This window comes from Streptomyces sp. NPDC002785 (assembly GCF_040295565.1).
Classification (GTDB): Bacteria; Actinomycetota; Actinomycetes; order Streptomycetales; family Streptomycetaceae; genus Streptomyces.
Genome location: NZ_JBEOVN010000200.1, coordinates 1 through 12,931, shown reverse-complemented (window position 1 = coordinate 12,931; position 12,931 = coordinate 1). Strand labels below are relative to the sequence as shown.

Below are 12,931 nucleotides of genomic sequence, written 5' to 3'. Positions count from 1 at the left end.
CCCGGCCCGCGGAAAGCGGGCCGGGGCCGTGGCTCATCGCCTGCTAGACCCGCCGCTCCGCACCGCCGCTCACGCCGCTGTGCTCGCCGTCGTCCTCACCATTGTGCGGGATGTCGCCGCCGCCTCCTTCGTCGTCCCCTTCGTCCTCGCCGTCGTCGTCGAGGTCCCAGTCGTCCACGTCGTCCGGGTCGTAGTCGACGGTCTCGCTGCTCCAGGACGCCTGGGCGAGCTCGACCCCCGGCACCTCGCTGACCAGGTCGAACGGATCGATGAGGGAGGCGAGGGCCTCCGCGCCGTCCTCCCGTACGGCCGCCTCGGCCTGCCTGCGTTCCTCGGCGGACTCGCCGCCGGGCTCCCCGTACTCGGCGGCGATGGACTCCAGCGCGGTACCGCTGAGGGCGGCGGGGTCCGTGATCTCCAGCACCATTTCGACCTGAAGTCGAACAAACCGTGATGTCTCAGAAGTACTCATGTGCCGGAGCGTAAGCTCCCCGCCCTCGCGACTTTCCTGCGACCCGCTGCTTTCACTAGCATCGGCGTACAGGCCTAACTCACGGCTGTGACAAGGGGGATCGATTCCGTGGCCGCTGCTCGCCGCCCGCTTCTGACCGCCACCGCCGCGGGCACTCTGCTGGCCGCCCTGTGGTTCGTCCCATCCGCCAAGGCGACGGACGAGTCGGCCGGCGCACCGGGCGCACAGAGCCCGCAGGTCACCGCCGTGGACACCGCGACCGGCCCGAGGCTCGCCGACACGGGGGCCGGGGGCGACACCACCCCGTATCTGATCGGCGGCACGGCGTTCCTGGGCATCGGCGCAGCGTTCGTCACCTACTCGGTACGCCGCGCCGACGCCCTGTCCGCCTGAACCCTAGGCCAGCGGTCCGGTGACCGGCTCGACGGCCGCGACCAGCTTCCCGGCACGTACGAACGCGTCCGCCGCGGCCAGGTCCGGCGACAGGAAGCGGTCCGGGCCCGGCCCCTCGACACCTGCCGCACGCAGCGCGTCGATGGCGGCCTGCGAGGCGGGCGCGGGGGTGAGGCCCTCGGCGGCGCGCAGTTCGATGGCGCGGGTCGCCGCGTACAGCTCGACGGCGACGATCCGGGCGAGGTTGTCGACGGCGGTACGGAGCTTGCGCGCCGCCGACCAGCCCATGGAGACGTGGTCCTCCTGCATCGCGGAGGACGGGATCGAGTCGGCCGACGCGGGGACGGCGAGCCGCTTCATCTCGCTGACCAGGGCGGCCTGGGTGTACTGGGCGATCATCAGGCCCGAGTCCACACCGGCGTCGTCGGCGAGGAACGGCGGCAGTCCGTGCGAACGGCTCTTGTCCAGCAGCCGGTCGGTGCGGCGCTCGGTGATCGAACCGAGGTCGGCCGCGACGATCGCCAGGAAGTCGAGTACGTAGGCGACGGGGGCGCCGTGGAAGTTCCCGTTGGACTCGACCCTGCCGTCGGGGAGGACGACGGGGTTGTCGACAGCGGAGGCCAGCTCGCGCTCGGCGACGATCCCGGCGTAGTCGAGGGTGTCGCGTCCGGCGCCGTTGACCTGGGGGGCACAGCGCACGGAGTAGGCGTCCTGCACCCGGGGCGCATCGTCCTGGTGATGACCGGTGAGGCCCGATCCGGCCAGGACCCGCAGCATGTTGTCGGCGCTGACGCCCTGGCCCGGGTGCGGGCGGATGGCGTGCAGTTCCGGGGCGAGCACCTTGTCCGTGCCGAGCAGCGCCTCCAGGGAGAGGGCGGCGGTGATGTCGGCGGAGGTGTAGAGGTTCTTCAGGTCGGCCAGGGCCATGACGAGCATGCCGAGCATGCCGTCGGTGCCGTTGAGGAGGGCGAGGCCCTCCTTCTCACGCAGCTCGACCGGGGTGATGCCATGGGCGGCGAGCAGCTCACCGGCGGGGCGCACGGTGCCGTCGGGGCCCTCCGCGTCGCCCTCGCCCATCAGCGTCAGCGCGCAGTGGGAGAGCGGGGCCAGGTCGCCGGAGCAGCCGAGCGAGCCGTACTCGTGGACGACGGGGGTGATGCCCGCGTTGAGGACGTCGGCCATGGTCTGCGCGACCTTGGGCCGTACGCCGGTGTGCCCGGAGGCGACCGTCTTCAGCCGCAGGAACATCAGGGCGCGGACGACCTCGCGCTCGACCCGCGGGCCCATGCCGGCGGCGTGCGAGCGGACGATGTTGCGCTGGAGCTGTGCGCGGAGATCCTGGCTGATGTGCCGGCTGGCCAGTGCCCCGAAGCCGGTGGAGACGCCATAGACCGGCTCGGGCTTGGCGGCGAGCGCGTCCACGATCTCGCGGGCGGCGGCGAGTGCGCTCACGGCGGCCGTGGAGATCTCGACACGAGCGTTGCCGCGGGCCACGGCGATGACGTCCTGGGCGGTGGTACCGGACGTCCCCACCACGACTGTATGCATATCCATATTCAGAAGCGTACGGACTGAATCCCTTCATGTCACTAGTGGTCGTACGGTTGACCCCTTACCGGTTCGGCCACACGGTCAGGGGCGGCTGCCACGCAGGTGGCGGCGGTCGTGCGCGGACTTGGGCGGCGCGTCGGCCAGCCGGAGCACCTCGTCGTCGCGCCCCGCGACCACCGGCTTCGTGGAGCGGGCCGCCTTCGCCCGGTACTGGGCCGCGTCCGCCAGCCGGAACAGCCGTCGCGCCGAGACCACCGGGCCGATCGGATCGCCGGTCGAGGCGATGCCGCACGCCACCCCGTCGCCGAGCTCCAACTCGGCTGCCCGTTCGCAGAGTTCGGTGGCCACCCGGGTCACGTCGTCCGCCTCGGGGCCGACCGCGAGCAGGCAGAACTCATCGCCGCCGAGCCGGGCCGCCAGCGCACCGGGCAGCATGGCGCCGCAGCGGGACAGCACCGAGCCGAAACGTTCCAGCAGACGGTCGCCGACCGCATGCCCGTGGGTGTCGTTGACCCGCTTCAGACCGTTGAGGTCGCAGACGACCAGGCTGACCACCGAACCTTCGGTCCGGTGCTGCTCCACCGCCTCGTCGAGCCGCACGTCGACGGCGCGGCGGTTGGCCAGCCCGGTGAGCGGATCGGTGAAGGCGAGCTTGCGGACCTCTTCGAGCCGTTCGGTCTGGGAGATCCCGGCGGCGACGACCGAGGCCAGCACGGTCGCGAAGTCCGCGTCCTTGCGTCCGAAGGCCGGCACCCCCGCCGGGCGGGCCACATAGAGCTCGCCCCAGGCCCGCCCGTGCAGCACGATCGGCGCGACCACACAGCAGCCGCGCCCACGCCGACGCAGGGCGGCCACCCGCTGCCAGCAGTACCGACCCCCGTACCCCCGCACCCCCGCGCCCGGCAACCCTTCCACCGGGTCGTCAGCGGTCTGCACCCAGGCGTCCGGCTCACCGCCGCCGGCCCACCGTTCGTGCAGGAACTCGGCGATCTCCGGGAACTGGTGCACCGGATACGTCTCCGCATCGGGGAACTCCTCCTCCCCTTCGGCCCGTTCGCCCGCGTTCACGAGCACACGCAACTGCCCGCGCTCGCGCTCCCACACGGAGAGCGCGGCGAAACTGCCGCCCAACGCCTCGCACGCCCCCAGCGCAGCCGCTCGCCACGACCCCCGCGGGGTGCGTGCCGCCGCCATCGTCTGCGCAAGCGAAACCACGGCCCGCAGCCGCGCATCATCACCACCCATCGCTACAGCTTATGTAGTTTTGTAGCAATTCGATCAGCTTGAGACATTGACCATGTTCGCTGCGTGTCCTCCTGGACGGGCAACGTCACTCGCCGGGCCAGTTCGGCTTCCTCTTCTCGTTGAACGCGGCCACCCCCTCGGCCCGGTCGCCGGAGAAGGCCACCGAACGCCAGGCGGCGTCCTCGACTTCGAGACCGGCCCGCAGATCGAGGCCGTGCCCGAGCCGCAGCGCACGCTTGGCGGCCCGCAGCCCCACCGGGGAGTTGGCGGCGATCCGGCCCGCGAGCGCCAGTGCGGCCTCGCGGTCCCGCCCCGCCTCCACCAGCTCGTCGACCAGCCCCGAATCATGGGCCTCGGCCGCTTCCACCCGGCGGGCCGTGAAGACCAGCTCGGCGGCGCGCGCCGCACCGATCCGCCGCGGCAGCAACTGCGTACCGCCGCCGCCCGGGATGACACCGACCGACACCTCGGGCAGGCCCACCACAGCCGTGCGGTCGGCGACGATCAGATCGCAGGACAGGGCCAGCTCGAATCCGCCGCCGAGCGCGAAGCCGTGCACGGCCGCGATCGTCGGCATCGGCAGTTCGAGCACGCCGGTGTACGCGGCGCGGGCGGTGGGGCGCTGGCGCAGCAGGTCGGCGTCGGTGAAGGAATTGCGCTCCTTCAGGTCCGCACCCACGCAGAAGGCCCGCTCATGGCTGGAGGTGAGGACGGTGACCCGTACGCCCGGGTCGGCGGCGAGCGCGGCACAGGCGGCGGCGATCGAGCGAGCCATGTCCGTGGACACGGCGTTCATCGCCTTGGGCCGGTCGAGGACCAGCTCGGCGACGTGTTCCTGCCCCTCGTGGACCCGTACGACGACGAATTCCCCGAACCGCTGCTCGGACGTGACGGTCATGACTGCACCCCTCCGGTTAACGATCGTTACCGGGGGGGATCCTATGGGTCGCCCCGGGTATCGGTCCCGGGTGAGTTCAGGCCTCCTGCGTCAGGACGTACCCCGGCGCGCCAGCAGCCAGGGCTCCACGACGCCGAGTCCGCGCACCGGGCGCTGCCACATCGGCTGCAGCCCGTAGCGGTACTTGGGCACGGACACCGACTCCACGCCCTCCTGGCGCTCCTTCTCGGCCACCGCGGCCTCCTCCGCCGCCTGTGCCTCGGAGGCCGGGGCGTCGCCGGTACGGGTCAGCTCCTGTGCGAACGCCCCGTCCACCAGCACGGCGTCCTTCGGCGCTATCGAGGTCAGCCGGCTGGCGAGGTTCACCGTCGTACCGAAGACATCGCCCATCCGGGTGGTGACCGTGCCGAAAGCGATGCCGACGCGCAGCGCGGGCATGGTCTCGTCCTGGGTCATCGCCTCGATCAGGCGCAGCGCGATCTCGGCCGCGGTGCCCGCGTCGTCGGCGGCGTAGAGGACCTCGTCACCGAGGGTCTTGATGAGCCGGCCGCCGTGGGCGGCGACCAGGTCGGCGCAGGTGGTCTCGAACGTCTCGACCAGCTCGCCGAGCTCCTCCTCCTCCAGCCGCCGGGTCAGCCGGGTGAACCCGACGAGGTCGGCGAAGCCGACGGCCAGGCGCCGGTCGACCATCTCCTCGTCGTCGGCGGCCTGCACGACCCGGCCGGTGGCGGCGGCGAGCTGGCGCCGCCACACGTAGATCAGGAACTCCTCCAGCTCCGGGAGGAGCAGCTCGATCAGCGGGTACGTGACCTCGGTCCGGGTCATTCCGGGCTCGGGCGGCTCGGTCAGCCCCTCCAGGAAGGAATCGATCTGCCATTCCGCCAGCCGGGCGGTGGTCTGCCCGGTGGACCTGGCCACCTGGATCGCCATCGGCTCGCTGAGCAGCCCTGCCTCGACGAGACCGGCGAGCCGGCGCAGCGCCAGCACATCGGCCTCGGTGAGGGCTCTGGCCTGCCCGATGTCGGCGAAGCCCATGGCCCGCCAGAACCGGGAGGCCAGGTCCATCGAGACGCCGGCGGTACGGGCCGCCTGGAACGGCGTGTAGCGACGGTCGGCGCCCAGGATCAGCTGTTCCAGCCGGATCGCGAGGGGATCGTGGGTCGGTTCCGCCGTATGGTCGACTTCGTGATGCGGTGTCGGGTGGACCGAGGGGTCCGACGGGGGCTCCGCGCCCGCACCGGAGGTCGTATCGTCGACGGTCACCAGCCGCCTCCTGCCCGTTCCCTGCGCACTGCCCTGCCGATCTGTCGGTGGATCGCCTCAACGATACGGCAGGTGTGCCGTGGCTCACGTCGCTATGGCCTCCGGGAATGTTCCTGGGTGGGCCAGGGGGCGTGGGTGGTTGCTGCCGGTGGGCGGTTTCCAGGAGGGCGAGGATTCATGCCCCCGGTACGTGTTCTGGTGCGCCAGGTGCAGAGGCCGGAAGCAGACACGCCTCGGCGGCCCACGCTCCGGCCCGGTACGTGTCCGGGTGGGACGGAAGTGGAGGCCGGCGGCGGACACGCCGCCCCGGCCCGGTGCGTGTCCCGAAAACCCCGTACATGTCCCGGAAGGAAGCAGGAGCGGACACACCGCACCCCCCGGCCCGCTTCTCAGGTCAGGCCGCCCCCGATTCCCCGCAGGTGCACGATGTCGCCCGCCGATACGGGTTCCTGCAGGCCGTCGTCGGTGGACAGGATCAGCCGGCCGTCACCGTCGATCGCCACGGCCTCGCCGGTGAGCGTGCGGTCGCCGGGCAGCTGGGCACGTACCGTCCGGCCGAGTGTCGCGCAGCCCGCCGCGTACGCCTCCTGCAGGCCGCTCGCCGCCGCGTCGCCGTCCGCCGCGCGCCACTGGACATACCAGTGCTCCAGCGAGCGCAGCACACCCCGCAGCAGCGTCTCGCGGTCGGTGGAGACCGCTCCGGCCAGGGCCAGCGAGGCGGCCGTGGGGGCGGGGAGTTCGTCGGTGCGCAGGGAGACGTTGACGCCGATACCCACGACGACTCCGTTCCCGGCGCGCTCGGCCAGGATGCCGCCCGCCTTGCGTTCCTCGCCCAGTGGGGTCTCCCCCGGACGGAGCTTGTCGGAGTCCTTGGGGACGGTCACGAGGAGGTCGTTGGGCCATTTCAGTGCCGTGTCGACGCCTGCCGCGCGAGCCAGGCCCGTCGCCGTGGCGACGCCCGTGAGCAGCGGCAGCCAGCCCCACCGATGGACGGGGACGTCGCCCGGCGTCAGGAAGACGGAGAAGAACAGGCCCGAGCGGGCCGGGGCCGTCCAGGTGCGGTCGAGGCGGCCGCGGCCCGCGGTCTGTTCCTCGGCGACCAGCACGGCGCCTTCGGCGAGCCCCGCCGCCGCGCGCCGGGCAAGATCGGAGTTGGTGGACCCGGTGGTCTCCACGACGTCGAGCGAGGTCCACAGTCCGCCCGGGCGCAGCAGTCCGCGGCGCAGCGCAGGGACGTTCAGGGGTGGCCGGTCAAGGTCCGACCAGCGGCTGTGAGACGCATCCGAAGGTGTCATGCAAGCCAGACTAGGTGTGGTAAACGACGCACTGCCGAACCGTATCCACGCCGATACCCTACGGATCAGTAGGTGTTCAGTACCTGATCAGCAGCACAGTCGTCCCCGTGACCAGGCAGGGAGCCATCACCCGATGTCCAAGCCGGAAGAGATCGACATCCACACCACCGCGGGCAAGATCGCGGACCTGCAGCGCCGTATCGACGAGGCAACGCACGCGGGCTCCGAGCGCGCGGTCGAGAAGCAGCACGCGAAGGGCAAGTTGACCGCCCGCGAGCGGATCGACCTGCTGCTCGACGAGGGTTCCTTCGTGGAGCTCGACGAATTCGCCCGGCATCGCTCCACCAGCTTCGGCATCGAGAAGAACCGCCCGTACGGAGACGGCGTCGTCACCGGCTACGGCACGGTCGACGGCCGCCCCGTCTGCGTGTACTCGCAGGACTTCACCATCTTCGGCGGCTCGCTCGGCGAGGTCTACGGTGAGAAAATCGTCAAGGTGATGGACTTCGCGCTGAAGACCGGCTGCCCGGTCATCGGCATCAACGACGGCGGCGGCGCCCGCATCCAGGAAGGTGTGGCCGCGCTCGGCCTGTTCGCCGAGATCTTCCGCCGCAATGTGCACGCCTCGGGTGTCGTCCCGCAGATCTCGCTGATCGTCGGACCGTGCGCGGGCGGCGCGGTCTACTCCCCCGCGATCACCGACTTCACGGTCATGGTCGACCAGACCTCGCACATGTTCATCACGGGCCCCGACGTCATCAAGACGGTCACCGGCGAGGACGTCGGCTTCGAGGAACTCGGCGGCGCCCGCACCCACAACACCACCTCCGGTGTGGCACATCACATGGCGGGCGACGAGAAGGACGCCATCGAGTACGTCAAGTCGCTGCTGTCGTACCTCCCTTCGAACAACCTTTCCGAAGCGCCGGCCTTCCCGGAGGAGGCGGACCTCGCCACCACCGACGAGGACCGCGAGCTCGACACCCTCATCCCGGACTCGGCGAACCAGCCGTACGACATGCACGCCGCCATCGAGCACGTGCTGGACGACGGCGAATTCCTGGAGACCCAGGCCCTGTTCGCGCCGAACATCCTCACCGGCTTCGGGCGCGTCGAGGGCTACCCGGTCGGCATCGTCGCCAACCAGCCGATGCAGTTCGCCGGCTGCCTGGACATCAACGCGAGCGAGAAGGCGGCACGGTTCGTCCGCACCTGCGACGCGTTCAACGTGCCCGTGCTGACCTTCGTCGACGTCCCCGGCTTCCTGCCCGGCGTCGACCAGGAGTACGGCGGCATCATCCGCCGCGGCGCCAAGCTGATCTACGCCTACGCGGAAGCGACCGTCCCGCTGATCACGGTGATCACCCGCAAGGCCTTCGGCGGCGCGTACGACGTCATGGGCTCCAAGCACCTGGGCGCCGACATCAACGTCGCCTGGCCGACCGCGCAGATCGCCGTGATGGGCGCGCAGGGCGCCGTGAACATCCTGCACCGCCGCACGATCGCCGCCGTCACGGACCCCGACGAGGCAGAAGCCACCCGCGCCGGACTGATCGCGGACTACGAGGACGCGCTGCTCAACCCGTACGTGGCGGCCGAACGCGGCTACGTCGACGCCGTGATCATGCCGTCCGACACCCGCGCCCACATCGTGAAGGGGCTGCGCCAGCTGCGTACGAAGCGGGAGTCGCTGCCCCCGAAGAAGCACGGCAACATCCCCCTCTAGAAAGGGTCCTGACCATGATCAAGGTCGTACGGGGCAACCCGACCCCTGAGGAGCTGGCTGCCGCACTGGCGGTGGTCCGGGCGCGCGCCGCGGCGAGGGCCGACGAGTCGTCCGGCGCACCGGCGCTGCCCGGCCAGTGGTCCGACCCGGGGCGTATTGCCCGGCGCGAGCGCCGACTGCCGGGGCCGCGGGCCTGGGCGCGGACGTACTGGCCCGGGTAGTCGCAGGAGTGCCTGTTCGCGCACGTTTCCGGAGGTCCGGGCCCCTTTGGGGTCCGGACCTCCGGTGCGTCCTGGCGCGATCTGGTCCGTACGCACCATCGCGCCTGAGTATGTGTACTCAGGCGCGGTGTCCGCTCTCCACAGCAGGATCGGTCCCATGCTGTGGTCCGACCCTGAGAACAAGCCGCCGAAGGAACTGCGCGACGCCCAGGACATGATGCGGCGCGCGGGGCTGGTGCTTGCGCTCGCGATGGTGGTCGCGATGTTCGTGCTCGGGACGCGGTGAGGGGCGCGGTGGGGTGAGGCGCGGTGGCGCGGGGCAGGGGCCGCCGCGCGGGGCCTGTTCCCCTGCCCGCCCCGTCCCGGCTGCGTCGATGTGCGGCTCCGCCGCGTGGGGGCTCCGCCCCGGACCCCGGCCTCGAACGCCGGACGGGCTGATTCTTCGCCCAGAGCGCACCGCCTTGCTGGCCCGGGAGCGGCTGATTCGTCACCCGGGCGGGTCGGATACCGGCCGGTCCCTTCTACGATGGCGCGTATGACTGATCAGCGCCGTCTCGTGCTCGCCTCCGCCTCCCCCGCCCGTCTCGGCCTTCTGCGGCAGGCCGGATTCGCGCCCGAGGTGGTCGTCAGCGGGGTGGACGAGGACGCGCTGAGTGCCCCGACGCCGGCCGCGCTGGCGCTCGTTCTCGCCGAGGCCAAGGCCGCCGCTGTGGCCGGCCGGCCACAGGCGGCGGGTGCCCTGGTCATCGGGTGCGACTCGGTACTCGAACTCGACGGCGAGGCGCTCGGCAAGCCGACCGACAGCGAGGAGGCCATCGCCCGCTGGAAGTCCATGCGCGGCCGGGCCGGTGTGCTGCGGACCGGCCACAGCGTGATCGACACCGCGACCGGACGTACGGCCTCGGCGACCGCCTCCACGACCGTCCGCTTCGGCGAACCGACGGACGACGAGATCGCCGCCTACGTGGCCTCGGGCGAGCCGCTCCACGTGGCGGGCGCCTTCACCCTGGACGGCCGTTCGGCGCCGTTCGTCGACTCCATCGAGGGCGACCACGGCAATGTCATCGGGCTCTCGCTGCCGCTGCTGCGCCGGCTGCTGGGCGAGCTGGGGATCTCCGTCACCGAGCTGTGGGTCTGAGACCGACCGGCAAAGGGGGCCGGCCCGAGTCGGACCCGATCCGCGTCAGGCCGTAGCCGGAGCCCTGGGTCCGGCATCGTCCACAGGCCGGTCGGCCTCGTCCTCGGGGCCGTACACCACCAGCGTCAGCACGATCAGCCCGAGCACCACCATCAGACACGCGAACGCGGCCCAGCCGACCAGCCCCACCGTCAGCGCGCCCAGCACCCCGTGCACCACGGCGCAGGTGATGAGGGCGACGCGGCCGATACGGCCGGGGGCCCGGTCGCGGATGCCGGTCAGCAGGAGGACCAGCCCGCACAGCAGCAGATACAGGCCGAAGACGCCGCCCATCACCCATGTGCCGTTGGACATGGCGGCGGGTTCCAGCCCGGCCAGTGACATGTCCTGGTTCTTGACGACCGTCGCCAGGATGCCGTTGATGACCACGATGCCCACGGCTTCCACGAACAGCGCGATCGCGGTCACGAACGCCACCGGTCTGCGCACCACGGCCCTCACCCCCTGTTACCTGTAGTACGTGCGATAGCGCGGACCCTACTAATGGGTAACGCTCCGGACAAGGGTCCTGACGATCTCCACTCCCGTCCCGTACCGACGACACGCGCTCACGCGCTTTCTGCGCACCCCCCTTGTCGTGCCTCTCGTGCGTCGGGCAAAGAATCGCTCGCCCGTTAGTGGAGACCCGACAAAGAAACACCCGGCGCGGCTGCTTGCACCAACAGAGACCTGGACCACACCTTGTGGCTACTGTGCGGTCATGGATCCCGGCGTACCGTGGTGCCACAAGGGATTTCGCGACTTGAGCAAGCCTCGAATCACACTCCGTGTGGGCAAGCTCACCATTGGGGACGGGTCGTAGGGCAGTGTCGGTAGTCCCTAAACTCAGCTTGTTTCAAGGAGGGAGCCATCGTGCGCAAGGTGCTCATCGCCAACCGTGGCGAAATCGCTGTCCGTGTTGCTCGGGCATGCCGGGATGCCGGAATCGGGAGCGTGGCCGTCTACGCCGACCCGGACCGCGACGCTCTGCATGTACGTGCGGCCGACGAGGCATTCGCTCTGGGCGGTGACACCCCGGCCGCCAGCTACCTGGACATGGCCAAGGTGCTCCAGGCTGCCAAGGACTCCGGGGCGGACGCGATCCACCCGGGATACGGCTTCCTGTCGGAGAACGCCGAATTCGCCCAGGCCGTCATCGACGCGGGTCTGACCTGGATCGGCCCGCCGCCGCAGGCGATCCGGGACCTCGGTGACAAGGTCGCCGCCCGTCACATCGCACAGCGGGCCGGTGCCCCGCTGGTGGCCGGCACGCCCGACCCGGTCGAGGGCTCCGCCGAGGTCGTGGCGTTCGCGAAGCAGCACGGGCTGCCGATCGCGATCAAGGCCGCCTTCGGTGGTGGCGGTCGCGGACTGAAGGTGGCGCGCACGCTGGAGGAGATCCCGGAGCTGTACGACTCCGCGGTCCGTGAGGCCGTCGCGGCGTTCGGCCGCGGGGAGTGCTTCGTGGAGCGCTACCTCGACAAGCCGCGACACGTCGAGACGCAGTGCCTGGCAGACAGCCACGGCAACGTCGTCGTCGTCTCCACCCGTGACTGCTCACTCCAGCGCCGCCACCAGAAGCTGGTCGAGGAGGCCCCCGCGCCGTTCCTCTCCGAGGCACAGAACGCGGAGCTGTACGCGGCGTCGAAGGCCATCCTCAGGGAGGCCGGTTACGTCGGTGCGGGCACCGTGGAGTTCCTCGTCGGCATGGACGGCACGATCTCGTTCCTGGAGGTCAACACCCGCCTCCAGGTGGAGCACCCGGTCACCGAGGAGGTCACCGGCCTCGACCTCGTGCGCGAGATGTTCCGCATCGCCGACGGCGAGGAGCTCGGCTACGACGACCCGGCCGTGCGCGGGCACTCCTTCGAGTTCCGGATCAATGGCGAGGACCCGGGCCGCGGCTTCCTGCCCGCCCCGGGCACGGTGACCACCTTCGCCCCGCCGTCCGGCCCCGGTGTCCGCCTCGACGCGGGCGTGGAGTCCGGTTCCGTCATCGGCCCCGCCTGGGACTCGCTCCTGGCAAAGCTCATCGTGACCGGTGCGACCCGCGAGCAGGCACTGCAGCGGGCGGCACGTGCGCTGGCCGAGTTCAATGTCGGGGGCATGGCCACCGCCATTCCGTTCCACCGTGCGGTCGTCGCCGACCCGGCGTTCACCAGCGACCCGTTCCAGATCCACACCCGCTGGATCGAGACCGAGTTCGTCAACGACATCAAGCCCTTCACCGCCACCGCCGACGTGGAGGCGGAGGAGGAGGTCGGCCGCGAGACCGTGGTCGTCGAGGTCGGCGGCAAGCGTCTTGAGGTCTCGCTGCCCTCGTCGCTGGGCATGAGCCTGGCCCGTACCGGCCTCGCGGCGGGCGCCAAGCCCAAGCGCCGCGCGGCGAAGAAGAGCGGCTCCGCGATCTCCGGCGACACCCTGGCGTCCCCGATGCAGGGCACCATCGTCAAGATCGCCGTCGACGAGGGCCAGCAGGTCAACGAGGGCGATCTCATCGTCGTCCTGGAGGCCATGAAGATGGAGCAGCCGCTGAACGCGCACCGCGCCGGCACCATCAAGGGACTCGCCGCCGAGGTCGGCAGCTCGGTCTCCTCCGGCGCCGTGATCTGCGAGATCAAGGACTGATCGAGCGGTACCCGACGTTTTCCGGGGCCCCTGCGGGGTGGGTGGGGGGCGCCGGGGGCCCC

13 protein-coding genes are annotated in these 12,931 nt (G+C 71.0%); 6 read left to right on the top strand and 7 right to left on the bottom strand.

Annotated elements, in window-relative coordinates; genetic code table 11:
• Nucleotides 1-43 precede the first annotated feature (43 nt).
• Nucleotides 44-472, bottom strand: coding sequence for a hypothetical protein (locus tag ABTZ94_RS31325; protein WP_351205808.1), 429 nt, complete (start codon nt 470-472; stop codon nt 44-46).
• Nucleotides 473-580: 108 nt separating this feature from the next.
• Between ABTZ94_RS31325 and ABTZ94_RS31320 the strand changes: the two genes are divergently transcribed.
• Nucleotides 581-865 (top strand): hypothetical protein, encoded by a 285-nt coding sequence (locus ABTZ94_RS31320; RefSeq protein ID WP_351205806.1) that lies wholly within the window; start codon nt 581-583, stop codon nt 863-865.
• Between the two features lie 3 nt (nt 866-868).
• Here the strand turns inward: ABTZ94_RS31320 and hutH are convergent, their stop codons facing one another.
• From hutH to ABTZ94_RS31295, 5 genes are all read right to left on the bottom strand, one after another.
• Nucleotides 869-2,419 carry a histidine ammonia-lyase gene (gene hutH / locus ABTZ94_RS31315; RefSeq protein WP_351205804.1) on the bottom strand — a complete coding sequence of 517 codons (1,551 nt, stop codon included), beginning with the start codon at nt 2,417-2,419 and terminating at the stop codon, nt 869-871.
• A 78-nt stretch (nt 2,420-2,497) separates the two neighbouring features.
• The gene (locus tag ABTZ94_RS31310) at nt 2,498-3,661 is read right to left on the bottom strand and encodes a GGDEF domain-containing protein (protein WP_351205802.1); all 1,164 of its coding nucleotides are present in this window, start codon (nt 3,659-3,661) and stop codon (nt 2,498-2,500) included.
• 85 nt (nt 3,662-3,746) lie between these two features.
• The gene (locus tag ABTZ94_RS31305) at nt 3,747-4,559 is read right to left on the bottom strand and encodes an enoyl-CoA hydratase/isomerase family protein (RefSeq protein ID WP_351205800.1); all 813 of its coding nucleotides are present in this window, start codon (nt 4,557-4,559) and stop codon (nt 3,747-3,749) included.
• Nucleotides 4,560-4,649: 90 nt separating this feature from the next.
• Nucleotides 4,650-5,822: an adenylate/guanylate cyclase domain-containing protein gene (locus ABTZ94_RS31300; RefSeq protein WP_351205798.1), complete on the bottom strand. Its 1,173-nt coding sequence runs from the start codon at nt 5,820-5,822 to the stop codon at nt 4,650-4,652.
• Nucleotides 5,823-6,211: 389 nt separating this feature from the next.
• Nucleotides 6,212-7,117, bottom strand: coding sequence for a biotin--[acetyl-CoA-carboxylase] ligase (locus ABTZ94_RS31295; RefSeq protein ID WP_351205796.1), 906 nt, complete (start codon nt 7,115-7,117; stop codon nt 6,212-6,214).
• 133 nt (nt 7,118-7,250) lie between these two features.
• Between ABTZ94_RS31295 and ABTZ94_RS31290 the strand changes: the two genes are divergently transcribed.
• The 4 genes from ABTZ94_RS31290 to ABTZ94_RS31275 all read left to right on the top strand — a co-directional run bounded on the left by ABTZ94_RS31290 (nt 7,251) and on the right by ABTZ94_RS31275 (nt 10,202).
• The gene (locus ABTZ94_RS31290; protein WP_351205794.1) at nt 7,251-8,843 is read left to right on the top strand and encodes an acyl-CoA carboxylase subunit beta; all 1,593 of its coding nucleotides are present in this window, start codon (nt 7,251-7,253) and stop codon (nt 8,841-8,843) included.
• Between the two features lie 14 nt (nt 8,844-8,857).
• Entirely contained in the window at nt 8,858-9,064 is a 207-nt protein-coding gene (locus tag ABTZ94_RS31285) for an acyl-CoA carboxylase epsilon subunit (RefSeq protein ID WP_351205792.1), read from the top strand.
• Between the two features lie 157 nt (nt 9,065-9,221).
• Nucleotides 9,222-9,350, top strand: a complete 129-nt coding sequence (mmpB, locus tag ABTZ94_RS31280; protein ID WP_093900106.1) for a morphogenic membrane protein MmpB — start codon at nt 9,222-9,224, stop codon at nt 9,348-9,350.
• 240 nt (nt 9,351-9,590) lie between these two features.
• Complete coding sequence (locus ABTZ94_RS31275; protein ID WP_351205790.1) at nt 9,591-10,202, top strand: nucleoside triphosphate pyrophosphatase; 612 nt, start codon at nt 9,591-9,593, stop codon at nt 10,200-10,202.
• A 45-nt stretch (nt 10,203-10,247) separates the two neighbouring features.
• Here the strand turns inward: ABTZ94_RS31275 and ABTZ94_RS31270 are convergent, their stop codons facing one another.
• The gene (locus ABTZ94_RS31270; protein WP_502967342.1) at nt 10,248-10,691 is read right to left on the bottom strand and encodes a hypothetical protein; all 444 of its coding nucleotides are present in this window, start codon (nt 10,689-10,691) and stop codon (nt 10,248-10,250) included.
• Nucleotides 10,692-11,114: 423 nt separating this feature from the next.
• Between ABTZ94_RS31270 and ABTZ94_RS31265 the strand changes: the two genes are divergently transcribed.
• Complete coding sequence (locus tag ABTZ94_RS31265) at nt 11,115-12,869, top strand: acetyl/propionyl/methylcrotonyl-CoA carboxylase subunit alpha (protein WP_351205786.1); 1,755 nt, start codon at nt 11,115-11,117, stop codon at nt 12,867-12,869.
• Nucleotides 12,870-12,931 lie beyond the last annotated feature (62 nt).